The sequence below is a fragment of the Xanthomarina sp. GH4-25 genome, from assembly GCF_045363175.1.
GTDB lineage: Bacteria > Bacteroidota > Bacteroidia > Flavobacteriales > Flavobacteriaceae > Xanthomarina.
This window is the reverse complement of sequence record NZ_JBJFLO010000005.1, coordinates 134,821-161,473: the sequence shown is the minus strand read 5'-3', so window position 1 is coordinate 161,473 and position 26,653 is coordinate 134,821. Positions and strand designations below refer to the sequence as shown.

Annotated in this window: 23 protein-coding genes; 8 read left to right on the top strand and 15 right to left on the bottom strand. The window is 32.3% G+C overall.

The window, feature by feature from the left end:
- The 7 genes from ACI5KZ_RS08740 to ACI5KZ_RS08710 all read left to right on the top strand — a co-directional run bounded on the left by ACI5KZ_RS08740 (position 1) and on the right by ACI5KZ_RS08710 (position 7,211).
- The gene (locus tag ACI5KZ_RS08740; RefSeq protein WP_406847438.1) at positions 1-1,236 is read left to right on the top strand and encodes a nitrous oxide reductase family maturation protein NosD; all 1,236 of its coding nucleotides are present in this window, start codon (positions 1-3) and stop codon (positions 1,234-1,236) included.
- A complete protein-coding gene (locus ACI5KZ_RS08735; RefSeq protein WP_109308883.1) occupies positions 1,230-1,937 on the top strand; it encodes an ABC transporter ATP-binding protein in 708 nt (235 codons plus the stop codon). The genes ACI5KZ_RS08740 and ACI5KZ_RS08735 overlap by 7 nt, the downstream gene beginning before the upstream one ends.
- Complete coding sequence (locus tag ACI5KZ_RS08730; RefSeq protein WP_109308882.1) at positions 1,930-2,712, top strand: ABC transporter permease; 783 nt, start codon at positions 1,930-1,932, stop codon at positions 2,710-2,712. Before ACI5KZ_RS08735 ends, ACI5KZ_RS08730 begins: the two co-directional genes overlap by 8 nt.
- 102 nt (positions 2,713-2,814) lie before the next feature.
- Entirely contained in the window at positions 2,815-3,648 is an 834-nt protein-coding gene (locus ACI5KZ_RS08725; RefSeq protein ID WP_109308881.1) for a universal stress protein, read from the top strand.
- Positions 3,649-3,782: 134 nt separating this feature from the next.
- Entirely contained in the window at positions 3,783-4,178 is a 396-nt protein-coding gene (locus tag ACI5KZ_RS08720) for a hypothetical protein (protein ID WP_109308880.1), read from the top strand.
- 104 nt (positions 4,179-4,282) lie between these two features.
- Positions 4,283-5,137: a hypothetical protein gene (locus ACI5KZ_RS08715; protein WP_109309115.1), complete on the top strand. Its 855-nt coding sequence runs from the start codon at positions 4,283-4,285 to the stop codon at positions 5,135-5,137.
- 73 nt (positions 5,138-5,210) lie between these two features.
- A complete protein-coding gene (locus ACI5KZ_RS08710; protein ID WP_406847437.1) occupies positions 5,211-7,211 on the top strand; it encodes a TonB-dependent receptor plug domain-containing protein in 2,001 nt (666 codons plus the stop codon).
- A gap of 233 nt (positions 7,212-7,444) precedes the next feature.
- On the opposite strand, the gene ACI5KZ_RS08705 is transcribed toward ACI5KZ_RS08710, so the two are convergent.
- The 8 genes from ACI5KZ_RS08705 to ACI5KZ_RS08670 all read right to left on the bottom strand — a co-directional run bounded on the left by ACI5KZ_RS08705 (position 7,445) and on the right by ACI5KZ_RS08670 (position 16,108).
- Positions 7,445-8,146 carry a sulfite exporter TauE/SafE family protein gene (locus ACI5KZ_RS08705; RefSeq protein WP_109308878.1) on the bottom strand — a complete coding sequence of 234 codons (702 nt, stop codon included), beginning with the start codon at positions 8,144-8,146 and terminating at the stop codon, positions 7,445-7,447.
- A 44-nt stretch (positions 8,147-8,190) separates the two neighbouring features.
- Positions 8,191-8,637 carry a FixH family protein gene (locus ACI5KZ_RS08700; protein ID WP_109308877.1) on the bottom strand — a complete coding sequence of 149 codons (447 nt, stop codon included), beginning with the start codon at positions 8,635-8,637 and terminating at the stop codon, positions 8,191-8,193.
- A gap of 55 nt (positions 8,638-8,692) precedes the next feature.
- Positions 8,693-10,117: a cytochrome c oxidase accessory protein CcoG gene (ccoG, locus tag ACI5KZ_RS08695; protein ID WP_109308876.1), complete on the bottom strand. Its 1,425-nt coding sequence runs from the start codon at positions 10,115-10,117 to the stop codon at positions 8,693-8,695.
- Positions 10,118-10,198: 81 nt separating this feature from the next.
- Positions 10,199-11,074, bottom strand: coding sequence for a cbb3-type cytochrome c oxidase N-terminal domain-containing protein (locus ACI5KZ_RS08690; protein WP_109308875.1), 876 nt, complete (start codon positions 11,072-11,074; stop codon positions 10,199-10,201).
- Positions 11,071-11,256, bottom strand: coding sequence for a CcoQ/FixQ family Cbb3-type cytochrome c oxidase assembly chaperone (locus ACI5KZ_RS08685; RefSeq protein ID WP_109308874.1), 186 nt, complete (start codon positions 11,254-11,256; stop codon positions 11,071-11,073). Before ACI5KZ_RS08685 ends, ACI5KZ_RS08690 begins: the two co-directional genes overlap by 4 nt.
- Before the next feature lie 6 nt (positions 11,257-11,262).
- Positions 11,263-13,455 (bottom strand): cytochrome-c oxidase, cbb3-type subunit I, encoded by a 2,193-nt coding sequence (gene ccoN, locus ACI5KZ_RS08680; protein ID WP_109308873.1) that lies wholly within the window; start codon positions 13,453-13,455, stop codon positions 11,263-11,265.
- 5 nt (positions 13,456-13,460) lie between these two features.
- The gene (gene ccoS / locus ACI5KZ_RS08675; protein ID WP_109308872.1) at positions 13,461-13,652 is read right to left on the bottom strand and encodes a cbb3-type cytochrome oxidase assembly protein CcoS; all 192 of its coding nucleotides are present in this window, start codon (positions 13,650-13,652) and stop codon (positions 13,461-13,463) included.
- Positions 13,653-13,732: 80 nt separating this feature from the next.
- A complete protein-coding gene (locus tag ACI5KZ_RS08670; protein WP_406847436.1) occupies positions 13,733-16,108 on the bottom strand; it encodes a heavy metal translocating P-type ATPase in 2,376 nt (791 codons plus the stop codon).
- Positions 16,109-16,214: 106 nt separating this feature from the next.
- Here ACI5KZ_RS08670 and ACI5KZ_RS08665 point away from each other — a divergent pair, with 106 nt between their 5' ends.
- A complete protein-coding gene (locus ACI5KZ_RS08665) occupies positions 16,215-16,892 on the top strand; it encodes a Crp/Fnr family transcriptional regulator (protein ID WP_109308870.1) in 678 nt (225 codons plus the stop codon).
- Between the two features lies 1 nt (position 16,893).
- On the opposite strand, the gene ACI5KZ_RS08660 is transcribed toward ACI5KZ_RS08665, so the two are convergent.
- The 7 genes from ACI5KZ_RS08660 to ACI5KZ_RS08630 all read right to left on the bottom strand — a co-directional run bounded on the left by ACI5KZ_RS08660 (position 16,894) and on the right by ACI5KZ_RS08630 (position 26,549).
- Positions 16,894-17,466, bottom strand: coding sequence for a YdeI/OmpD-associated family protein (locus ACI5KZ_RS08660; protein WP_406847435.1), 573 nt, complete (start codon positions 17,464-17,466; stop codon positions 16,894-16,896).
- A gap of 4 nt (positions 17,467-17,470) precedes the next feature.
- Complete coding sequence (locus ACI5KZ_RS08655; protein WP_406847434.1) at positions 17,471-19,111, bottom strand: M1 family metallopeptidase; 1,641 nt, start codon at positions 19,109-19,111, stop codon at positions 17,471-17,473.
- 42 nt (positions 19,112-19,153) lie between these two features.
- Positions 19,154-20,422 carry a nuclear transport factor 2 family protein gene (locus ACI5KZ_RS08650; protein WP_406847433.1) on the bottom strand — a complete coding sequence of 423 codons (1,269 nt, stop codon included), beginning with the start codon at positions 20,420-20,422 and terminating at the stop codon, positions 19,154-19,156.
- A 205-nt stretch (positions 20,423-20,627) separates the two neighbouring features.
- Entirely contained in the window at positions 20,628-22,436 is a 1,809-nt protein-coding gene (locus ACI5KZ_RS08645; protein WP_406847432.1) for an acyl-CoA dehydrogenase family protein, read from the bottom strand.
- A 27-nt stretch (positions 22,437-22,463) separates the two neighbouring features.
- Positions 22,464-23,654 carry an acetyl-CoA C-acyltransferase gene (locus ACI5KZ_RS08640; protein WP_406847431.1) on the bottom strand — a complete coding sequence of 397 codons (1,191 nt, stop codon included), beginning with the start codon at positions 23,652-23,654 and terminating at the stop codon, positions 22,464-22,466.
- Between the two features lie 5 nt (positions 23,655-23,659).
- Positions 23,660-26,068, bottom strand: coding sequence for a 3-hydroxyacyl-CoA dehydrogenase/enoyl-CoA hydratase family protein (locus tag ACI5KZ_RS08635; RefSeq protein WP_109308865.1), 2,409 nt, complete (start codon positions 26,066-26,068; stop codon positions 23,660-23,662).
- A 16-nt stretch (positions 26,069-26,084) separates the two neighbouring features.
- Positions 26,085-26,549, bottom strand: a complete 465-nt coding sequence (locus tag ACI5KZ_RS08630; protein ID WP_109308864.1) for a MarR family winged helix-turn-helix transcriptional regulator — start codon at positions 26,547-26,549, stop codon at positions 26,085-26,087.
- Positions 26,550-26,653 lie beyond the last annotated feature (104 nt).

The following is a 26,653-nucleotide window of genomic DNA, read 5'->3' as shown; positions in this document are numbered from 1 at the left end:
ATGAAAATTAAGATTGTGTCTTTTTTAATTGTTTTGTTAGTTGGAGGCTTGCATGCACAAACAATTGAGGTATGCAAAGATTGTCCGATTTCAAAATTAAATGATGCTATAAAAGTTGCTAAAAGCTTCGATACCATTGTTGTTAAAAAAGGGACTTACAAAGAGTATAATATTTTAGTAGATAAACCATTAACTATTATTGGTAAAAACTATCCAGTAATTGATGGCGAAATGAAAGGTGAAATAATTACCATAGTTTCAGATAGCGTAACTGTTGATGGCTTATTTATTATAAATGTTGGAACAAGCTATACCGAAGATTATGCAGCCATTCGTGTCAAAAGGAGTAATGATTTTGTGATACAAAACCTGGTATTGGAAAAACTTTTTTTTGGAATTTATATTGAAAAAGGACGCAATGGAAAAATATTTCATAATAAAATTATTGGAGATGCTGTTGAAGAATACAATTCTGGAAATGGCATTCAATTATGGTATAGTAAGAATATAGAAATAGAACATAATTTTATTGAACATGTTCGAGATGGAATTTATCTAGAATTTTCTGATGATTGTATAATTAAAAACAATGTAAGTGCCAATAATGTTCGTTATGGATTACATTTTATGTTCTCTAACGACGATATTTATCAAGATAATATTTTCGAAAATAATGGCGCAGGAGTCGCAGTGATGTTTTCCAAAAAAATAAAAATGTATAATAACATTTTTAAAGAAAACTGGGGAACAGCCTCTTATGGTTTGCTTCTAAAAGAAATTAACGATGCCGAAATAGAAGGGAATACTTTTAAAGATAACACTATTGGTATTAACATCGAAGGCTCTAATAGAATTAACTATAAAAAGAATAATTTTATTAGTAATGGTTGGGCTATAAAAGTACGTGGCGCTTGTTATACCAATCATTTTACAAGTAATAACTTTCTATATAATTCTTTTGATATTTCTTATAACAGCAACATTAACGATAATCTTTTCGATAAAAATTATTGGAGCAATTACACAGGTTACGATTTAAACAAAAATGGGATTGGAGACATTCCATATAGACCAGTAAAGTTGTTTTCTTATATTGTAAACCGAACACCAGAAACTATCATATTATTGCGTAGTTTATTTATAGATATTATTGATTTTTCTGAAAAAGTATCGCCTGTATTTACGCCAGATAATTTACTGGATAATAATCCTAAAATGAAAAAAATAGTATGGTAAGTATTCAAAATTTACATAAAAAATTCGGAAAAAACCAGGTTTTAAGTGGTCTCGATTTAGAGATTAGCGAAGGTGGTATTTTTGCAGTCCTTGGACCAAATGGTTCCGGTAAAACAACCCTTATAAAATGTTTATTAGGAATGGTTATTCCTAATAAAGGTCAAATTTCTGTATTGGGTGAAAATGTGAAAAACGGTTCAGATTACAGGCATAAAATTGATTATTTACCACAAATTGCTAATTTTCCAAGTAATTTGAAGGTGAAAGAATTAATTAAAATGATTAAGGATTTGCGTGAAAACACCACTTTGGATCAAGACTTAATCAATCTCTTTAAACTAGAACCATTTTTAGATAAAAAATTAGGAAATCTTTCAGGTGGAACCAAACAAAAAGTAAACCTAGTTTTAACTTTTATGTTCGATAGTCCATTGGTAATTCTTGATGAACCAACTTCTGGTTTAGACCCCATTTCCTTATTAAGGTTAAAAAAACTAATCCAAGCACAAAAAATGAGTGGTAAGACCATTTTAATTACCTCTCATATTATGAGTTTTGTTGAAGAGATTTCAGATGAAATTGTATTTCTGCTTGAAGGAAAAATTTACTTTAAAGGAAGTATCGACGAGCTTAAAAACAAAACAAAACAACCAGATTTCGAACATGCTATCGCATCCATATTAACAGACAATCATGCTTAAAATATTAAAATATAGTTTTTACGATTTAATGCGAAGCCGTTGGAGTTACGTGTACTTTGCATTCTACTTATTGCTTGGAATAGTCTTATTGTTTTTAAATAACGACCTCTCCAAAGCAGTTATAACACTCATGAATGTAATTATTGTTTTAGTACCATTAATAGGAACCATTTTTGGTGTTATGTATTACTATAATTCCAAAGAGTTTACAGAGCTTCTTTTAGCGCAACCTTTAAAACGATCTTCCATTTTTTTAGGACAGTATTTTGGTGTTGCTATTTCTTTATCTATGAGCTTAATTTTAGGTTTAGGAATTCCGTTTATTTTTTACGGATTGTTTGAATCTTCAGCTATATGGGATTTTTCATTGTTATTAATTACTGGAACATTCCTAACTTTTATTTTTACTGCTTTAGCATTTAATATTGCACTTTCTAACGAGAATAAAATAAAAGGTTTTGGCTATGCTATTTTATTATGGTTGTTTCTTGCCATAATTTACGATGGTATTTTTTTAATGACCTTAATTTTGTTTGAGGACTATCCATTAGACAAATTATCCTTAATAGGAACCATGTTAAATCCTATCGATTTGTCAAGAACTCTTATTTTATTAAAACTAGATATTTCTGCTTTATTAGGTTATACAGGAGCCGTTTTTAAACAGTTTTTTGGAACGAATTTCGGGTTTGTTGTCTCAATCGGCATGTTAGCAATTTGGGTAATTATGCCAGTGCTTAGAATTGTTTTTAAATCTAAAAGAAAAGATTTTTAAGCAACTCTTATTTTAAAGTTGATTAGTGCTTTGATTTCTAAGTAAAAATCGTTAAATTAAGTCATCATTCATGCCTTAAGTTAAATCACAAAAACTTTTAAAATGAAAAAAATAATTGTCCCAATAGATTTCTCAGAACATTCTGAATATGCACTAGAAGCAGCTGTTAAATTAGCAAAAAATAACAATGCAGAAATTCTAGCTTTACACATGCTCGAAATGTCTGATGCTGTTATAAATACAACAGATTCAGAACAATACCAAAAAGCTGTTTTCTTTTTAAGGCTTGCCGAAAAAAAATTTAATGAGTTTTTAGATAAACCTTATTTAAAAGCAGCGACTATTACACCAATTGTTAAGCATTTTAAAGTGTTTAGCGAAGTTAATGATGTAGCTCAAGAACACGATGCAGATTTAATTGTTATGGGCTCTCATGGTTCTAGTGGGCTTTCAGAAATATTTGTAGGTTCTAATACTGAAAGGGTTGTAAGACATTCTGAAATTCCTGTTTTGGTTCTTAAAAGTAGGTTTGATAAAACTGATTTAAAAGATGTTGTTTTTGCTAGCGATTTTTCTTCTAATTCTGTTGAGGTGTATTTAAGAGCAGTTAAACTATTTAATAGCTTAAACACCAACTTACATTTACTATATGTTAATTTGCCTTCAGATAGATTTAGAAGTACAAATGAAATAGATGAGCTTGTAAGTGACTTTCTAATGAAAGCAGATGGTCATTTAGAGAAACTAAAGCACATTAATTTTGTTTCAGATTATACGGTTGAAAGAGGCGTGCTAAACTTCGCAAATAAAATAGGAGCAGACATGATTTCTGTAGCTACACATGGAAGAACTGGAATAGCACATTTTTTTGAAGGAAGTATTTCTGAAGATATAGCAAATCATGCAGTATTACCTGTTATGACATTTAAAATGTAATTATTTCGATATTTAATCTAAAAGAGCCAAACCATTTGTTTAGCTCTTTTTTTTATCCTTTTATTTTTTTGTAATTCTTTAAATTATCTGATTTTAATCATGTTTTGTAAGTATTTTATTATTTAAATTTGTGTATGTTTTCAGCAATAGCTCATAAAATAACTGCCTTTGTACTTGTATTTATATTGTTTGCACATAATATAAATACGCTTGTTATTGTGGGAGAGTTTCTTGTGAATCAGGATTTTATTGCTAAAACGTTATGTATTCAGAAAGACAATCAGCAAGGTTGTAATGGTAAGTGTCAATTAAAAAAACAGCTCTCTGAGAATAATTCGGAAACAAACAGTAAAATTCCTGCTCAAGAGAGTAAAAGGATATCTTTGGATGTTTTTTGTGTTTCTAATATCAATATCTTAGAAATTCAATTTTCTGAGTATAAATTACCTCAAGTTTTATTATCACATATGTCGCCTAAAATCGTAAAAACGTATTTTGACATCGATACACCTCCACCAATTTTTAGTTAATTATTTATTATCACATAAACTCTAAGAGTTTAAGTAGTTTCTGGCTTATTTGTATAGGCGAGACTAACATGCTACATAAAATTTTTAAACTAAAAACACAAAAAATGAAACTAAAATATATAGTGCTAATTCTATTTATGGCCTTATTCACTACTGCTTGTTCTACAGACGATGATACTAACGATTCCCCTCAAGAAATAAGTGAAGTGGAGGGATTAACAAAAATCAAAGAAATTATAAATAACTCACATACCATAGAGTTATATAGCGAATCAGGTTATTTTATAACTGGTTATAACGAAGTAAGCTTAAGAATAAAAGATCATACTAACGACACATATTTTGAAGACTATTCAATTAGTTGGATGCCAATGATGCAAATGCCAACTATGCAACATTCTAGTCCTTATTCTGACATTACAAAAGCACCAGGAAAAGACACTGTTTATCAAGGATATATTATTTACCAAATGACAGGTATGGATGGCTCTGGTTGGTCTTTAACTTTTAATTATTCCATAAATGATGTAGATTATTCTGTTATGGATACCATTACTGTTTTGCAAAACGATAACCAGAATGTAACTAGCTTTATGGGAAGCGATGGTTCAAATTACGTCTTAGCATTAATAGATCCTAAAGACCCTAAAATTGCGATTAATAATATGAAAGTTGGATTGTATAAAATGGAAAGCATGATGTCTTTTCCAATTGTAGAAGACTATACTATAACCCTAGATCCAAGAATGCCAGGAATGGGGAATCATGGTTCGCCAAACAATACAGATTTAACCTATAAACCTGTTGAAGGTACGTATCAAGGAGACTTGTCTTTAACCATGACAGGCTATTGGGTACTTAACCTAAAACTTATGGACCCATTAAATACAGTTCTGAAAGGGGAAGAAGTAACTGAAGATAATTCCCAAAGTAGTCTTTATTTAGAATTGGAATTTTAATAAGAGACAATTCATTTAAACAAAGCAGACACATTGAGATGTCTCAATGTGTCTGCTTAAATCACTAAAAATTATGAAAAAGCTCACCTTATTGTGTGTTTGCTTTCTTTTTGGTGCGTTAGTTTATGCACAGGAAGATCCATATATCAAAGAGAATGACACTACCAAATTAGAAGAAGTTATCTTAATTGGTCAAAGAAAACTAAGCAATTACCGTCAGGAAAAAACATTATCCAGTATTGACGATTATTTAGAGAAATCTAATAGAATAACCATGATTAAAAGGGGGAATTATGCATGGGAACCTACCATGAATAATATGGCTAGTCAAAGATTAGTTGTAACCATCGATGGGATGCAAATCTTTGGAGCATGTACAGATACCATGGATCCAATTACATCTTATGTCGATGTCTCTAATCTAGATAAAGTTAGTGTCGATTCTGGACAGGAAGGAACAGAAAATGGCCATTGTGTTGGTGGAGGAATCGATTTAAAAATGCCTAGTTCTAAGTTTTATGGTACAGGTTTAAAAACAAGTGTCGATTTAGGTTATGAAACTAATGGAAACTATAGGTCTGCTGGTTTAGACTTAGAATATACAGGTAATAAATTCTATATTAATGCCGATGGTATTTTTAGAAAATCTGATAATTATGATGCTGGAGGACATAATGAAGTTCTTTATTCTCAATTTCAAAAGTATAACCTGTCATTACAAGGAGGCTATAAATTATCAGAAAACCATGTATTAGATGCCAATATCATTTACGATAAAGCTACAGATGTTGGTTATCCTGCCTTACCAATGGACGTGTCCTTAGCAGAAGCCTTAATAACGTCTCTAACACATACCTATATAAACGATTCAACTAGAATTAAATCCTGGGAATCTAAATTGTATTTCAATACCATTACACATATTATGGACGATTCTAAACGTCCAGATGTGCCTATAAGAATGGATATGCCAGGTTGGAGCGATACCTATGGTTTTTACACCAAAGCAACCTTAAAGGAAAACAAACATAGTCTGTTGATTAATTTAAATGGGTTTTACAATCGTTCTTTAGCCGAAATGACCATGTATCCAAACGATTCCAATCAGCCAGCTATGTTTATGTACACATGGCCAGATATTAGAACGTTGTATACCGGAATTTATGTAAAAGATGCATTTGCTTTATCTGAAGATAAAACTATTTCAGCTTCGGCTAGATTTGGATACCATAATAATACCATTGCCGAAGAAGTTGGTTTAGAAAGCTTACAGATTTTTTATCCAGATTTAACCGATTCTAAAACACGTTTTTTAATGAGCTTTTCAACAGATTATCAAATTAAAAAAGATAATTACGATGCTACTTTTGGTGTTGGTTATGGAGAGAGAGCACCTTCTGTTAGTGAAGGTTATGGGTTTTTCTTATACAATAGTTTCGATAATTTCGATTATATAGGAAATCCAAATTTAGAGAACGAAAAAGCTTTAGAGGTCAACGCTGCTACAAATTTTTATTTAAACAGATTTAAAATAGGTTTAGAAACATCTTACTTTTATCTCATGGATTATATTATTGGAGACATTGATTCAGATTTAAGTGCAATGACAATTGGAGCAAATGGAGTTAAAATCTATAACAGCTTGTCTAACGCTAAAATTTTTGATGTGTATTTAAATTCTGAATATAAATTATCTGATGCGTTTTCTGTAAATGGAACCATTGGTTATAATTATGGAAAAGGAAGTAATGACGAGTATTTACCATTTATAAAACCATTTTCTTATCTAGCTGAAATTAATTATTCCAGAAATTTATTTAACGCAGCTTTGCAATTAAGCGGAAACGGAAATCAAACAAATTACAGCAATTTTTATGGTGAAAATGAAACAGCTTCGTTTGCTATTTTAAATCTGAATCTAGGGAATATATTCTATTTAAAAGAAAACAAATTGGTTTTAAAATATGGGATTGAAAATATCTTGGACACGAATTATTCAACCTATGCAGATTGGAATAACATTTCACAACAAGGGCGTAATTTTTATATCAATGCATCTTTTGTAATTAACTAATGTGATTAAGATGTGTAAATAAAAAGCAGTTGTTATCTAGATAATCAAAATCAAGAGAAGCTGAAAGACTGTTAAGATATGATGAGTTCAAAAATATTTCTTTATGGGTTTTTGGAATTCTAATTTAACATAACGCTTGGGAGAAAAAAAACAGCACTGTATAAAACAAAGAGCTGAGTTAAAATCAAGCTTATTTTGGCAATAGCAAAAGATTGTTTCAATAAGTAAGGGGCTTATTCGCAATCCATGTCGCCTTTAACCATTTCAACAACTGGAGCAGGAGAGAGGTAAGGAATACCTAAACCCAAACCACGAATAATAAAAAGCAAACCAATAATTACTACAAAAACAGGAATAGCTTTCTGGATACGTTGTTTGATGGTTGCATTTAAAAATTTACCTAAATAAATAGCCGAGGTCATTAATGGAATGGTTCCTAAGCCAAATAGAAACATATATAAACTGCCTTGTAGAGCGCTTGCTGATGCCAGAGATCCAAATACAGCCATATAAACTAAACCACAAGGAAGAAAGCCATTAAGAAACCCAATAGTTAAAAAAGTATCTGCCGATTTTTTTTTCATTGCCTGTCCTAGTGCAGATTTTACTTTAGAAATCAATTTATAAATAGGTTTCGAGAAATTATATTTGTTAAAGATTCTTGTAGGAATTAATACAACTACAATCATTAAAACACCAATAGCAATGGAAAGTTGCTGCTGAATGCCAAAAAGGTATAATCCTTTCCCAACGAGACCAAATACTAATCCAATAAGGCTATATGCTAATAATCTTCCAAAATGATAAGTGAAAATTTGAACTACTTTTCTTAAAGAATGACTTCTGTCTACAGGCAACATAAAGGCAATAGGACCACACATGCCAACACAGTGGAAACTACCCAATAAACCTAATAAAAGTGCAGACCAAAGCATAAACTTAGTATTATAAATTTGAGAATTGTAGTTTTTAAATATGCTTAAAACATGATTTCTCTTTTGAATAAATAAGCATTATCTTGATATTTCCAATCTACTTTTAAATTCCATCTACCTTTTAACAGTTTATTGTTTGGAATAAGCATGGTGTTATTGGAAATAGTAATAGGTAGTTCGAAATCAAGTTTTTTATTAGAAGTTCTATATAAAGATACCATTCCTGTAATTTCTTGAGTTTCTAAGTTTTCAGGAAAAATGATTAATAAACCTTCATCGCTATTTTTATAACTAATGTTTACAGATAATGTTTTTGCATGTTCTTCTTTGTTTATTTCATCCTGAAAGCCTAATTCTGCTTGATAGTATTCTTCTACAACCAAATCATGATCGTATTTACTATTGGTATTCATATTTATAACAAAATACATAATAAAGCTTATAAAGCATATAAAAGCAATAACGATACCTGTTCCCCAATTTATTTTCATATCTAACTTCCTGCAAAGCAAGAATCTCTTTTAGTTAATACTTATTGTTTTAAATTTAATGATAACTTCTAGGAGCCAAAAAGTTTACAGTTGTCGTTTCAATTAAGTCATCTCCACTATAGACCTCAATCATAAGTTTGTTTTTATCTCCTTCTAAATTTTTCTTTTCAATTTCAATAAACAAAGTGCCTTCTGCCATGCCCTGTTCTGGAACTACAAATGTATTAGAGTTTGAAACTAATATTATTTCACCCTTATATTTTCTTAGTTTAAAGTGAATGTTTTCAATGTTTTTGGTGGTTTTATTAATAAGTTTATATGTAAAAACGTTACTAATAATGTCACCTTCTTTATGTTCATAAAGTTGTCCTGGTAATCTTAATACACGTGCTTCTACATCGTTCCTTAAAGACATCATTCCAAAAAGGACTCCTGTTAAAATTACAAGAACAGCTATATAGCCTTTCATTCTTGCAGTAACTTTAAACGTCTCCTTCTTTTCAATTTCGTCCTCACTAGCATATCTAATTAAGCCCTTTGGTAGATTAATACTTTCCATAATATGGTCGCATTCGTCTATACAAGCAGTACAGTTTACACACTCTAATTGCGTACCATTTCTTATATCAATTCCGGTAGGGCATACATGTACACATTGTAAACAATCTATGCAATCTCCATGTCCTAAAGCTTCTCTGTCTTCTCCTTTTCTAAATTTCTTTCTTCCATTCTCGCCTTCACCTCTTTTATGATCGTAGGCTACAATTATGGACTTATCATCTAAAAGCACTCCTTGCAATCTACCGTAAGGACAAGCAATAATACAAACTTGTTCTCTAAACCATGCAAAAACAAAATAGAATACAGCTGTGAAAATAATAAGAGGAAATAAGGTTCCTGTATGTTCTAGAGGACCTTCAACGATATATTGTAAAAGTTTATCACTTCCAATGAGGTATGCTAAAAATACATTGGCTATTAGAAACGAAATAATTACAAAAATAAACCACTTTAAGCTGCGTTTTCTAATTTTTTCTGCATTCCATGGTTGGTTGTCTAACCTGCGTTGTTTGTTTCTGTCTCCATCAATCCAATATTCAATTCTTCGGAAAACCATTTCCATGAAGATGGTTTGAGGACAAATCCATCCACAGAAGATTCTACCAAAACTAACGGTAAAAAGAGCTATAAATATAACTCCTATAATCATGGAAATTACAAAGAGATGGAAGTCTTGTGGCCAAAAAGGGAGTCCAAAAATGTTAAAGCGTCGTTCTAAAATATTAAATAATAAAAACTGGTTTCCATTAATTTTAATAAATGGAGCAGCAAATAAAAATAATAATAGAATGTAGCTAACTATTTTACGATATTCATAAAATCTTCCACTTGGTTTTTTAGGATATACCCAAGCACGTTTTCCATCTTCAGTTAATGTGCCTATGGTGTCTCTAAATGATTCGTTTTCTGGAACTTCCATGACTTTAAATTAAAGAGTTAAGAATTAAGACATTTGGTTGGAAGATGTGGTCTTAATTCTTAAATCTATTGATTTTGTTATTTATTCTGTCCAAATTTCTCCTTCTGCTTCTTTAGGTTTTGCAGGTGTTGTACCTGAAAACTGTAGGATATAACTGGATACTTGAGCAATTTCTGATGGTTTTAAACTTTGTTTCCAGGCAATCATTCCTTTGCCGTTTCTACCACCCTCAGAGACTGTTTTAAAGACGTTTTTAATACCTCCACCTAAAATCCAATATTCATCAGTTAGGTTTGGTCCAATACCACCTCCTCCATCTGCTTGGTGACATGCCACACAATTGGCTTCGTATATTGATTTTCCATTACTTAAATCGGATGCACTTGTTAAAAGCTCTACTGTATTAAAATCTACTAAATCCTTGGCTGTTTTCTTATATTCTTCTATGGCTAATTTAGCTTCAGCATACTCGGTTTCAAGCTCATCATATTGATCATAACTTTCAAAAACTTCAAACTTCACTAAATAAATTACAGCAAATATGATTGAAGCATAGAAGCCATACAACCACCAAGGTGGAAGATCGTTATCTAATTCTTTAATACCATCGTAATTATGATCTAATACAATTTCATGTTCTTCTTTAATTGGTTTTTGGCCTAAAGATTTTTTATATACTGTTTCTAACCAAACACCTAATTTAGAAGGCTGTTGCTTTTTAGCATCATATCTAGCCTTGGCTTCCTTGTCTAAACTCTGATAAAGAATATTCTCTATAGAACTAACAATGGCCTCTATAGCAATTATTAACAAAAGAATAAAAACCAAAAACAGTAGCACCATGGGATACTCTACAAACGCAGGCATTTTACCTGAATTAGTAAAATATTCTACTAATGAAAAAACAATAAAAAATATAACGGGTACTCTTACCCATGAAGGGATTAAATGTCTCATAATATTTGGTCTTTTTGGTTATCTAGTGGCAAGTCACTTACTTCGTCGATATACTCCTTTTTGGCAGTAAAAACCCACCAAAACAATACCACAAAAAAAGTGAAAAATATCAATAAGGAAATGATAGGGAAAATTTCGATTCCCTCTATACTATCCATATAATTTTTTGCAAATTTTAACATGATTTATTAGTTTATTGTGGTTGCTGATTCGTCTAAATCTTGTACTTTAATATCTGTGCCTAATCGTTGTAAGTAAGCAATTATAGCTACTATTTCACGATTGCGCATTTCAATAAAATCTTCGCCACCAGCTTGTTTGTCTGCTTCGTAAGTTTCAGCAAAATCTGGATCGGAATACAAGTTTTTCTCAATTTGAGTTCCTTGCTCTAGCATATGTTGTTGTGCATTGGCAATATATTCTTCTGTGTAAGGAACACCTAGTGATACCATAGCTCTTAGTTTGGTTTCTGTATTGGATTTATCCAATTCATCTCTTACCAACCATTGATAAGCTGGCATTATGGAGCCAGAAGATGTGCTTTGTGGATCGTACATGTGGTTTAAGTGCCAGTTATCTGAATACTTCCCACCAATTCGGTGTAAATCTGGACCTGTACGTTTACTACCCCAAAGGAATGGATGGTCGTAAACATACTCTCCTGCTTTAGAATATTCTCCATAACGTTCTACTTCACTTCTAAAGGGGCGAATCATTTGTGAGTGACATCCAACACAACCTTCACGAATGTATATGTCACGTCCTTCTAACTCTAAAGGTGTGTAAGGTTTCACACTTGTTATTGTTGGAATATTAGATTTCACCATAATGGTTGGAACAATCTGTACAATTCCCCCAATTAAGATCGCTATAGTGGCATAAATAGTTAATCTAATTGGTTTACGTTCTAACCATGTGTGCCATCCTTCGCCAGCTGTACGTTTCTTAGAAACGTTTTGTAAAGCAGGTGCTTCAGCAAGTTCATCTACAACTTGAGCCCCATGTCTTATAGTTTGAATGACGTTATAAACTAAGACTAACATCCCAGTTAGATACAGAGTACCCCCAATAGCTCTCATCCAATACATTGGCATAATTTCGGTAACTGTTTCTAAAAAGTTCCCGTAAACTAAAGTCCCATCTGGATTAAACTGTTTCCACATACTTGCTTGGGTAAAACCAGCAACATATAGAGGTAGAGCATACATAATGATACCTAAAGTACCAATCCAGAAATGGAAGTTTGCTAAAGCGTTTGAATATAATTTAGATTTAACTAATCTAGGTATTAACCAATAAATCATACCGAAAGCTAAAAAGCCGTTCCAAGCTAAAGCACCAACGTGTACGTGTGCAATAATCCAATCTGTATAATGGCCAATAGCATTTACATTTTTAAGAGATAACATTGGTCCTTCAAAGGTTGCCATACCATAACCAGTAATCGCTACAACCATGAATTTTAAAACAGGATCAGTACGTACTTTGTCCCATGCACCACGTAGCGTTAACAACCCGTTTATCATCCCTCCCCAAGAAGGCATTAATAACATAATTGAGAACGCAACTCCTAAATTTTGAGCCCATTCTGGTAAAGCAGTATATAATAAATGGTGTGGTCCTGCCCAAATGTATATAAAGATTAAGGACCAAAAATGTATAATAGATAATCTATAAGAATATACAGGTCTATTAGCTGCTTTTGGCACAAAATAATACATTAGACCTAAAAAAGGAGTAGTTAAGAAAAACGCAACGGCATTGTGTCCATACCACCATTGAACTAAAGCATCTTGAACTCCAGCATAAACAGAATAACTTTTAAAAGCACTTACAGGAACTTCTAAACTATTAAATATATGAAGAACAGCAACAGTTACAAAGGTTGCTAAATAAAACCAAAGAGCGACATAAAGGTGACGTTGTCTCCTTCTAATCATGGTTCCAATTAAATTGGCGCCAAATACTACCCAAACAACTGCAATAGCAATATCGAACGGCCATTCTAACTCTGCATATTCTTTAGATGTAGAAAAACCTAAAGGAAGAGTTATTGCTGCGCCAACAATAATTAACTGCCACCCCCAGAAATTTATTTTACTTAATACATCGCTATACATTCTAGCTTTAAGTAAGCGTTGGGTTGAGTAATATACACCTGCGAAAATAGCATTTCCAACAAAAGCGAAAATTACAGCATTTGTATGTAAAGGTCTTAATCGCCCAAAACTTAACCAAGAAATACCATCGGTTAAATTCGGGAATAAAAACATAAATGCTAATAGTAACCCTACCAACATTCCTACAACTCCCCATAAAATTGTTGCATAAAGGAAATTCCTAACGACTTTGTTATCGTAATAAAATTGTTGTACTTCCATAATAGTTAATTAGTCTTTTTTGGTTTTTTATTTGTTGTCTCTGTTTGTTTTTTTACTAATTCATCTTCAAAAAGCATGCGTACTGAAGGCGTATAACCATCGTCAAATTGCCCACTTCTAACCGCCATAATAAAGATTATGAAAAAGAAGATAGCAACTAAAATGCTGATACCTAATAATATATAAATAGCACTCATACCAACACAAAGTTAAGGTTCAAAAATACTTTTGTAACCGTTTTAAAAATATGATTTTTATCATATTTGTTTATTTTTAATCATTCTAATCTTCTTCCTAACAAATTAGTAGCAATAGTTGTAAAAACTACAATACTAATAGAACTTAACGGCATTAAAATTGCAGCAATTACTGGAGCTAACTGTCCAGTTACAGCAAAATAAAGCCCTATTGTGTTATATAAAAAAGACAATACAAAACTCCATTTTATAATTTTTATAGCGCTTTTTGATGCTCTAATATAATTAATTATTTGATTAAATTTTGAAGCATCTAAAATAGCATCACAAGCAGGAGAGAATACATTCACGTTTTCTGATATAGAAATACCTACATTACTTTGAGCCAAAGCACCCGCATCATTAAGTCCATCTCCTACCATAAGCACCTTGGCACCTTCTGTTTGATGGTATTTTATATATTCTAATTTATCGTTTGGTTTTTGATTAAAAATTAGCTTGGTTTTAGAAGGTAATATTTTTTTTAGATTTTCTTGTTCTCCTTCGTTATCACCAGATAGAATTACTAAATCGTAATCCTTTTTTAACGTATTAAAAAGTTTAGACAAGCCTTTTCTATAATTATTATGGAAGGTATATTTACCTTTGTAAATATTATTTGTACTAATGTGAACAGATGTGTTTAACACACTTGTGTCTGCTAAGTTTCCTACAAAATTTGCAGATCCAATTTTAATATTTGTATCGTTATGAGAGGCCTCGATGCCTTTACCTAAGTGTTCTTCAAAACGATTTAAAGTAATAATATTATGTTCATCTAAAATTTGATATAAAGTTCTACTTAATGGATGATTTGAACCACGAAGCGTATTTTTTAGGAGCATTTCTTCCGAAGCACTCAAAGCTTCGCCTTGGTAGGTTGCGTGACTTTTTTGGCTAGTAGTAATAGTTCCTGTTTTATCGAAAATTATGGTGTTTACTTCGGCTAATTGTTCAATAACTGATGCGTTTTTTACATAAAATTTTAGTTTTCCAAAAATCCGTAATAAGTTTCCAAATGTAAAAGGAGCAGAGAGTGCAATGGCACATGGGCAGGCAATAATTAAAACAGCAGTAAAGACATTAATAGCTTTAGAAGGATCAACAAATAACCAATATGCTGTAGATATAAAAGCAATGGCAAGAACGGTGAAAGTGAATTTTTTACTAATTGCATTTGTTAGCGTTGTAAAACCATCTTCTTTGTTTTTACTAAAAACATCGTTGCTCCAAAGTTGTGTTAAATAACTTTGTTCAACGCTTTTTAAAACATCCATTTCTATACCTCCTGAAGTTTGTTTTCCTCCAGCAAATAGTTTGTCGCCAGATTGTTTGGATACGGTTTCAGACTCTCCAGTTACAAAACTATAATCTATAGATGCATTACCACTAATTAAAATACCATCCACAGGAATTAATTCTTCGTTTCTAATAAGTAATCTGTCACCTTTCTTTACATCATAAACTTGAGTGGGTATTTCTTTCCCATCAGAAGTTACTTTGGTTACTGCAATAGGGAAATAAGATTTATAATCGCGTTCAAAGGATAGATAAGCATAAGTTTTTTGTTGAAAAAATCTTCCTAGAAGTAGGAAAAATATCAAACCAGTTAAACTGTCGAAAAATCCAGAACCATAATCGAAAATTATTTCAACGGTACTTCTTAAAAACAAAACTGCTGCACCAAGCGCAATTGGCACATCAATGTTTAAAATTCTGGAACGCAGTCCTTTATAAGCTGAAATGAAATAATCTTGAGCAGAATAAAATATAACTGGAACAGAAAAAGCAAACATCAGCCAACGAAACAAATGCTTGTACTGTTCTAACCAGTATTCGCCAACTTCAAAATATTCTGGAAACGAAAGAAACATGACGTTTCCAAAAGCAAAACCAGCAATCCCTAATTTGTATATTAAAGATCTGTTAACGTTGTTTTTGCCTGTTTTAAAATCGTCTAAACTAATATATGGTTCGTAACCTATGGAACTTATTAATAAGACAACGTCTTTTAAGGAGCATGTTATTGAATTAAATGTGATTCGAACATTTTTCTTTCCAAAATTAACTTGCGAAGACGAAATTCCAGGGTTTAATTTATTGAGGTTTTCTAAAATCCAAATACAAGAACTACAATGTATGTGAGGAATGTATAATGTAACAATTTGTGTGTTTTCATTATTAAACTCAAGTAACTTATCAATTATTTTTTGTTGTTCCAAAAAATCGTATTTACCTTGGATTTCTTTTGGAATGGCTCCTGGAGAATTTTGTAAATCGTAATAACAAGTTAAATCGTTTTCAGAGAAAATCTCGTAAACGGTTTTACACCCATTACAACAAAATAATTTCTCTTGAAATGTAATTACATGACGATCACATGAATCACCACAGTGGAAACATAAAGAATGCTTCATAATTGATTGCTCGTTTATACCTTTTACAAAGATTAAAAGATACTAAGAATTTTGATATGATATTTGTCATGTTTTAGTTAATTTTACTGAACTTAATAAAATAGGTATGAGTAAGTGTGAACAGTGTATCATTAGGGAGTTTAGCTCTTTAAAGTCTTTATCTAAGGAGGAGTTGTTAAGCATCTCTGGTTGTAAAACATCTAAGTTTATTAAAAAAGGTGAAACTATTTTTGAAGAAGGAGATACGCTTAATGGAGTTTACTGTGTTAAAGATGGCATATGTAAACTGTCTAAGTTAAGTGCAAACGGTAAAGATCAAATTGTAAAACTAGTTGTTAAAGGTGATTTGTTAGGACAGCGTTCTTTAATTAGTGACGAAGCTGTTAATTTAAGTGCTGTAGCTCTAAACAATATGGAGGTTTGTTTTATTCCTAAAGCCGAAATTTTTGGAAACTTAAAGAATAATTCTGATTTTTCCATGGACATGCTAAAACAGATGGCCCACGATTTAAAAGAGTCTGATAATGTAGTGGTTAATATGGCTCAGAAATCTGTAAAGCAGCGTTTGGCAGAAGCACTCATATATATTCATAATAGTTTCGGTCTAAACAACCAAGGATTTTTAAATGTGGTACTTTCTAGAGAAGATTATGCAAGCGTAGTTGGAACAGCTACAGAATCGGCCATTCGTGTTTTATCTCAATTTAAAAAAGAAAATTTAATTTCCACTTCAGGAAAACAAATTAAAATTGAAGATTTAGAAGGGTTAAAGCGAGTAGAGTAACTTACCAATTGCCTCGACTTTTAATGTTTGCTTCACATAATTTTATAATTTCTACAATACGTTTTTGCCGAGTAATTTCTCTTTTTGCTTGATTTAACCAATATAAATAGCTCTTTCTGTAGGAAGGAGCAAAGTTTTGATAGTTTAAAAAAGCGGTTGAATTTTTATTAAATTCTATCTGCAAATCCTGAGGTATGATACCTTTTTCAACGTCGTCTAAAGCAGCCCATGAACCATTTTGTTTCGCAATTTTTATTTTTTGTAAACCACTTTCATGCATTAATTTGGATTTTTTAAGCTCTTTAATATGTTTTTTATTTAAAGCACTCCAAACACTTTTAGAGTTTCTAGGTGTGAAATATTGCCGTCTTTTTCCGTTACCTAAACTTTTAACAGTAGAATCTATCCAACCATAACAAAGTGCAACCTTAACAGCCTCTTCCCAACGCATGCTTTCATTTTCATGAGTTACTTTATAAAATATTAGGAAAACACCTATAGAAACATCATGATTTTGGTGTAGCCAATCACGCCATTCATCATCAGTTTTAAAGTATATTTCTGGAATTGACAATTTGTTAAAGCTTTTTTATCTCTATGTAAAAATTTGGATCTACTTCTATAGTGTCTCCTTCAATTGGTGTCAATTTCCATTCAGCATTTGGATAAATCCATTGTTTTTTATCGTCAAAAGTGACTTGAATTGGCATATCGAAATTGGAGACAATATTGATCCATCTGTATTTTAATTCATTATTTTCTATTATATACTCTAATGTTGGGATTCTGATGTCTCTTAAATATTGATTAAAAAATGCGGTTAAATCAATACCACTATGTTCGCTTAAATAATCTTCAATTTGTTTTGTTGTAACCGTTTGATGGTAGAAGGTTTTGTTCAATCCTCTTAAAATTTGTCGCCATTTCTCATCATCTTCAATTAGCTGTCTTAAGGTATGTAACATGTTTCCTCCTTTTGCATACATATCTCCAGAACCTTCTTTATTTACGTTGTAAGAACCAATAATCGGACTGTCGTTTCTTATGTTCTTTCGAGAACCAATAACATATTCTGAAGACGCTTCTTTTCCATAGAAAAAATCAACAAATAAGCTTTCTGAATAGTTTGTAAAACTTTCATGAATCCACATGTCTGCCATGTCTTTATACGTAATATTATTTGCAAACCATTCATGTCCAGATTCATGAATAATAATAAAATCGAATTTTAAACCCCAACCTGAACCAGTGATATCATTCCCTAAATACCCTTTTTTGTATTGGTTGCCATAGGTTACAGAACTTTGGTGTTCCATCCCTAAGTAAGGAACTTCAACTAATTTAAAACCATCTTCATAAAAAGGATATGGTCCAAACCAATGTTCAAAAGCCTCTATCATTCTTGGAGCATCTTTAAAATGATTTTTGGCTCTAACTAAGTTATCTCGTAATACATAATAATCCATGTCCAATGGGCCTTTTTCACCTTCGTATACTTCAGAAAAATGCACGTAATCGCCAATATTTACATTGACGCCATAATTGTTTATGGGGTTGCTAACAAACCAATTTGAGGTTACAGTATTATCGCTATGTTTTTCAGTACTTCTTAGTTTTCCGTTTGAAACATTCGTTAAGTTTTTAGGCACATTAACGCTAATTAACATGCTGTCTACCTCGTCGTACATATGGTCTTTGTTTGGCCACCATACGCTAGCACCTAAGCCTTGACAGGAGGTTGCAATAAACGGAATCCCGTTTTTATCTTCAGACCAGGTAAAACCACCATCCCAAGGTGCACGAACAGCTTCTTTGGGTTGCCCCTCGTAGTACACATCAATAAATTGGATACTTCCTTTTTTTTGCGCTTCAGTTAGTGTTATAAAATGAGCATTTCCATCTTTTCTAACATTTAATTCTTCTCCATTTTGAACCACCTTGGTGATCTTTAAAGGTTCTTGTAAGTCTATTTGCATTTCTGCATAAGGCTTTAACACCTTATACTGTATGGTGTTTTTACCGGAAATAGATTTCGTTTCGGGCGCTATTTTTACATCTAAATGATAATAGGTTAAATCCCACCATTCTCGCTCTGGAGTTATAGTTCCTCTAAGAGTATCTTGGTGTGTGAAATTATTTTTTTCTGTAAGTAACCCTTGTCCTTGCGTAGTGAATGAAAATAAGAATATAAAGGTAAAAAGAATTAGAGTGTTTTTCATGTGACATATTTTCCACTAAATTAATGAAAATAAAAAAAGTAATTACTCTTTAGGATAGCGATTAATATCTTTATGTTGCCAAAGTATGTTGATGATACTCCATTCACCATCTAATTTTATTAAATGTAGATAGTCCACCCAATTATCAGAAAATACTTTAACAGTTGCAATTCGGTTATATATATCTAGGATTTCTATTTGGTCATTTGGCTTAAAAGGGAATTTGTTATTTGCTTTATTCCAATTATTTGCAAAAGCCATCATGTCTGTTTTTGTGGTTGCTCTTGCATATTCTTTTTTAGTTTCTCTATCATAACCTATACTAACTTTATTTAGACTATCGTTCATTACCTGATTCATAACATCTGGTTTTAATTGCTGTAGTGCTTTTATATATCCTAAAGATGTATTGTGAATTTTTAGCGTGTCTTTTTTGGAGGCAGAAGATGCATATTCTATGGTTGTATTCGAATAAATTTCTCGAGTTCTAATTTGCTCTCCTTTAGTATTAAATTGATTGAGTCTAATCTGGTTGCCAATACTATCATATTCTTTAATGCCATAAGCAAAACCCCATTGATTCATAATCAGATTATCATTTGCATCGTGATAGCTATATTTTATATGGTTATCTTTGTCATCATAAGTGTCTTGATAAGAAGCTGTCCCTTTATCGTTATTTATAATGTTTAAGTTCGTGTCTAAATTATAATGTGCTTTTGGTAGTCCTTTTTTATCTAATAAGATACCAGTGGTACCAAATTGAAAATATGGAGATAAAGGAACGGGTTCGTTTTTTAAATTAAACCTATTTTCAATTATTAATTTTTTGTGTTTTTCCCATTGATACTCTGCAATTCCCCAATTAGACTCCATAGGTTTGTCTTCAAGATCATAAAATTTTAGGTTATTTATAAAGCCATTTTTATTGTGGGAATAAACTTCCTTGTAAATGCCCCTGTCGTTACTGATTCGTTTCCCATTCATATCAAAGAAAGTCCTAGTGACTTTATTTTTTGAGTATTCAAAAACTAATTTGTAAACTCCAATGGATGCCAATGGATGCACTTTTTCTGTAAAATAATGATTGTTAATAATCTCTGTCAATCTGTTGGAACCATCATATTTAAAAATATAATGAGATGTCGATTGAGCAGTAATACTATCTATTTGGTGAGTTCCAGCCAATGGAATATATGGAGACACATGGTTGTAGCGTAGTTGTCTAAAATATTCGGTTGAAAAATTGTTTTGTGCGTTTAAAGAAGTAAAAGTAATGCAAATGAAAAGTAGTAGTTTTAATGATTTCATGATTGATGAGTTTAGTAATAGTTTTTTGATTAAGATGAAACTTTAAATTTAAAAATAATTCTTGTTGCAGACACGATCACAATAATAATACCAAAAACCATCTTTATTCATTTTGTAATGATTTAATCTTGGATGAAAAAGTATCAAAATAAAAAAAGTCGTTTCAATTTGAAACGACTTTTTTTCTTCTAACTAAACTTAATTTTTAAAAGCAATATTTATTTTCTGCTTTTACTTTTTCAGCAATAGCAATACGTAAATCGACAATGTCTGGATAGTTTGCGTATTTTACAAAACGTTTTAATCCCATAAGCAACATACGTTGCTCGTCTCCTTCGGCAAAAGAAATAATACTTTCTTTTCCGTTTTTCTCAACAATGGAAACAGCATTATATAAATACAATTTTGCCATCGCTATTTGTACAGCTTGAGCATCTTCGCCAAAACGTTTCACATTCTTTTCTGTTCTTAATATAGCAGATTCTGCCATATAAATTTCTATTAAGATGTCTGAAGCAGCAATTAGCAATTGTTGATGTTTGTCTAAATCTGGGCCAAATTTTTGAACAGCAGCACCAGCGACCATTAAAAACACTTTTTTCAATTTAGCAACCATTTCTTTTTCTTCTGCAAATAACTCAGAATAATCAGGTGTGTCGAAAGAAGGAATTCCCATAAGCTCTTCTTGAACTTTTTGAGCAGGACCTAGTAAATCGACATGACCTTTCATGGCTTTTTTAACAAGCATACCAACAGAAAGCATTCTATTAATTTCGTTTGTTCCTTCGTAAATACGAGCAATTCTAGCATCTCTCCATGCAGCTTCCATTGGAGTTTCTTCTGAGAATCCCATACCACCAAAAATCTGGATACCTTCGTCTGCACAATTTTGTACATCTTCAGAAACAGCTACTTTTAAAATAGAACATTCAATAGCGTATTCTTCAACTCCTTTAAGCTCTGCTTCTTGATGTGTATTTCCAGCAGCTTGACGCATGGCAATACGATCTTCAATATTTTTAGCAGCTCTATAAGTCGCAGATTCTCCTGCATATGCACTTGAAGCCATTTCTGCTAATTTGTATTTAATGGCACCAAAATCTGCAATTGGTGTGTTAAATTGTTTACGTTCGTTAGCATATTGAACAGCAGTTGTTAATATTCGTCTTTGCGAATCTAAACAAGCACCAGCTAATTTAATACGACCCACATTAAGTGCATTCATGGCAATTTTAAAACCTTCACCACGACCAGCCAACATGTTTTCTATAGGAACAACCGTATCGCTATAAAATACTTGACGGGTAGAAGAGGCACGAATTCCTAATTTATGTTCTTCTTCACCTAAAGTGATGCCGTTCGGATTATTTTTATCGTATTCAACAATAAAGCCAGTAATGTTTTTGTCATCTTCAATACGAGCAAAAACAATCATTAAATGACAGAAACCAGCATTGGAAATCCACATTTTCTGACCGTTAATTTTATAAGATTTACCATCTTCAGATAGTGTAGCAGTTGTCTTTCCAGAATTGGCATCACTACCAGCTCCTGGTTCTGTTAAACAGTAAGACCCAAACCACTCACCAGTAGCTAATTTAGGAACGTATTTTTGTTTTTGTTCTTCAGTTCCATACAATGTAATTGGCATAGTTCCAATTCCTGTATGAGCACCAAAAGCTGTACTGAAAGAGCCAGTACCACTAGAAATGTAATCGCAAACCAATAGAGTAGATACAAATCCCATATCTAATCCTCCATAAGCTTCAGGAACAGCAACTCCTAAAAATCCAAGTTGCCCTGCTTTCTTCATCACTTCTTCAGTAAGAGCATAATCTTTTGCTTCAAAACGAGCTTTATGTGCAATAATTTCACGTTCGTTGAATTCCTGAACGGCTTCCTTCATCATTTTTTGCTCTTCTGAAAAATCTTCAGGAGTAAAAACGTCTTCGCATTTTGTTTCTTTAACTAAGAATTGACCTCCACGTAAGATGTCTTTTTCTGTTGCTTCCATTTTTATAATTGTGTTAAGTATTTAGTATTATTTTAAAAATTCAAATATGCCACAAGCACCTTGACCAGTTCCAACACACATCGTTACTGCTCCATATTTGCCAACCATGTTTTGCTTACGCATTTCGTCAAATAACTGGACAGATAATTTTGCTCCAGTACAACCAAGTGGATGACCTAGTGCAATGGCACCACCATTAACATTAATGATGTCTGGATTTAAGTTTAGTTCGCGAATAACAGCTAAAGATTGAGAAGCGAATGCTTCGTTTAATTCAATAAGTGCTAAATCGTCTTGTTTTAAACCTGCTTGTTTTAAGGCTTTAGGGATTGCTTTTACAGGACCTATTCCCATGATTCGAGGTTCCACACCTGCAGCAGCATAGTTTACTAAACGAGCAATAGGTTCAAGGTTTAATTCTTTAACCATCTCTTCGCTCATGATCATCACAAAAGCAGCTCCATCACTCATTTGAGACGAATTACCAGCAGTAACGCTTCCTCCAGCAGCAAATACTGCTCTAAGTTTAGCTAAAGCTTCTTTGCTAGTTCCTGCACGAGGTCCTTCATCTTTAGTTACTGTATAAGATTTTGTTGCTTTTTTTCCGTTAGCATCTATATAAGTTTGTTCTACTTCAATTGGAACAATTTGATCTTGAAAACGATTTTCAGCTTGTGCTCTTAATGCTTTCATGTGTGAGTTGTATGCAAACTCATCTTGGTCTTCACGAGATACGTTGAATTGTTTTGCAACAGCTTCAGCAGTATTTCCCATGCCCCAATAATAATCTTCATGACCAGCTTTTACGGTGTCGTAATTTAGTTCTGGTTTAAATCCTGTCATTGGTACGCTACTCATACTTTCTGCACCACCAGCAATGATACAATCTGCCATTCCTGCTTGGATTTTTGCAGTTGCGATTCCAATGGTTTCAATTCCTGAAGCACAAAAACGATTTACCGTTACACCAGGAACATCTACACTATCTAATCCAATTAATGAAATAAATCGTGCCATATTTAATCCTTGTGAACCTTCTGGCATGGCGTTACCAACAATAACGTCGTCTATACGTTTTTTGTCTAAATTAGGAAGTTCTTTCATCATGTGCTGAATGGTTTCAGCAGCTAATTCATCTGTACGTTTGAATCTAAAAACGCCTTTAGGTGCTTTTCCTACAGCTGTTCTATATGCTTTTACTATATATGCTTGTTTCATTTTTTTTAGTTTCTTAAAGGTTTTCCTTTGGTTAACATGTGTTGAATACGCTCTAAAGTTTTACGTTCTGTACATAAACTTAAGAAAGCTTCACGCTCTAAATCCAATAAATATTGTTCTGTTACTCGAGTTGGTTCCGATAAATCACCACCAGCCATAACGTAAGCTAATTTATTAGCAATTTTCATATCATGTTCTGAAATGTAATTAGAGTCTTGCATCGCGTCTGTTCCTACTAAAAACATACCTAATGCTTGTTTACCAAGGACTAGTATGTCGTTTCGTTTTACAGGTTGCGTGTAACCAGAATTTGCCATTAACAAAGCGTGTTGTTTTGCAACTGCAATTTGTCGGTCTTTGTTTACTACAACTACATCTTTTCCTTTTTGCATTAGGTTTAGATCAAATGCTTCATAAGCAGAAGTAGATACTTTTGCCATACCAATAGTTAAGAAATGTTCCTGTAAGATATTTAATTGCACATCGCCTTTTTCGAAAAGATCTTGTGCTCTTAAAGCCATTTCTTTAGAGCCACCACCACCAGGAATAACACCAACACCAAATTCTACAAGTCCCATGTATGTTTCGGCTGCTGCAACAATTTTATCTGCGTGTAAAGAAATTTCACAACCACCACCTAAAGCCATTCCGTGAGGAGCAGAGATAGTTGGGATGGAAGAATAACGCATACGCATCATAGAATCTTGGAAGTATTTAATAGCCATGTTAAGTTCGTCGTACTCTTGTTCTGCAGCCATCATGAAAATCATTCCGATGTTTGCACCAACAGAGAAGTTGGCAGCTTGGTTACCAACAACTAAACCAGCAAAATCTTTTTCGGCTATATCAATAGCTTTGTTTAATCCTGCTAAAACGTCGCCTCCAATCGTGTTCATTTTAGATTGGAATTCTAGGTTAAGGATTCCGTCTCCTAAATCTTCAACAACAACACCAGAGTTTTTAAATACCTCGTTTGTTTTTCTAATATTATCAAGGATGATAAAACTATCTTGTCCAGGTATTTTAGTTTGTTTTTTAGAAGGAATGTCATAAAAGTATGAAGCTCCTTCTTTAACAGAGTAAAAAGATGTATTACCAGAAGCAATCATATCATTTACCCAAGCAGCAGGCTCTAAACCTTCAGCCTTCATTAATTCGATTCCTTTTTCTACACCAATAGCATCCCAAATTTGAAAAGGTCCGTGTTCCCACCCAAAACCAGCTTTCATGGCATCATCAATCTTGTAAAGCTCATCTGAAATTTCCGGAATTCTGTTTGAAACGTAAGCAAATAATGCTGTGAAGCTTTTTCTATAAAAATCACCAGCTTTATCTTTTCCTTTTACTAATACTTTAAAACGATCTACTACTTTATCAATAGTTTTAGTCATTTCTAAAGTTGCGAATTTTGCACGTTTTGCAGAACGGTATTCTAAGGTATTTAAGTCTAGAGAAAGAATTTCTGAAGATCCATCTTCTTTTCTAACTTTTTTATAAAAACCTTGTCCAGTTTTACTTCCTAACCATTTGTTTTCCATCATGGTGTTGATGAAATCTGGTAATTCAAATAACTCTAAACGTTCATCTTTAGGACAGTTTTCTCTAATACCATTTGCCACGTGAACTAAAGTATCTAAACCTACAACATCTACTGTACGGAAGGTTGCCGATTTTGGACGACCAATTACTGGTCCAGATAATTTATCTACTTCTTCGATAGTTAAATCTAAATCTTTAACGGCATGAAATAAACTTTGTATGCTAAAAATACCAACTCTGTTTCCTATAAATGCAGGAGTGTCTTTAGCAACAACAGATGTTTTTCCTAAGAATTTTTCACCGTATTCATTTAAAAACTCTAGAACAGAAGGATCTGTTTTTGGTCCAGGAATAATTTCAAATAATTTTAAGTATCGAGCTGGATTGAAAAAGTGGGTACCACAGAAATGTTTCTGGAAATCATCGCTTCTTCCTTCACTCATAAAATGGATAGGAATACCAGACGTATTGGATGTAATTAAAGTTCCTGGCGTTCTATGTTTTTCAAGTTTTTCAAAGACTTGCTTTTTAATATCTAGACGTTCCACAACTACTTCCATAATCCAATCGACATCTTTTACTTTGGAAATATCGTCTTCTAGATTTCCAGTAGTAATTCTACTAGCAAAGGATTGATGATATATAGGAGAAGGTTTCGATTTTAATGAGGCCGTTAAAGAATCGTTAACAATTCTATTTCTAACTGCTTTATCTTCTAAAGTTAGTCCTTTAGCTTTTTCGTTGTCATTTAGTTCTCTTGGAACGATGTCCAATAATAACACATCAACACCAATATTGGCGAAATGACATGCAATACCAGATCCCATAATTCCAGAACCAACAATTGCTATTTTTTTTATACGTCTTATACTCATTTTATTCTAAACGATTTTATCTATTAATATTTGTGTTGTTTACTTCGTTGGTATATATTTTCTTATTAGAAATTAAATCGTTTATGGTATCGGCTACTTCATAAAACGTGATTAATTTTTCTAATGGTACATTTTTTCTAATGGCTTCGTTAAATTTTAAAACCCGATCTCTAGAATAGCCTCTTTTCTCTCTCCCAAAATCTGTTAAATAAATTAAAACCCCTCGTCCATCTTCAGGATTAGGCTTTCTTTCAATTAATCCTCGAGTTTCCATCGTTTTTAATATTCTTGAAAGACTTGTTGCTTCCATTCCCATTTTTGGTCCAAGAGAGGTAGAGGGAGTTCCTTCTTCTGGGTCTATGCTTAATAAAGTAAATCCGGTAGCCATAGTGCTTTCGAATTTTGAAGCTTCTTCATTGTACATTTTTTGAACTGTTAACCAGGTAGTTCGTAATACATAGTCAATGGTTTTATCCTTCATATTTAGTGTTTATGAAAACCAAAGATATGAAAATTTATTATGCACGCATAATAAATTGTAAAAATTTAACATGGAATTGAATAAAAAAAACTCCTTAAATAAAA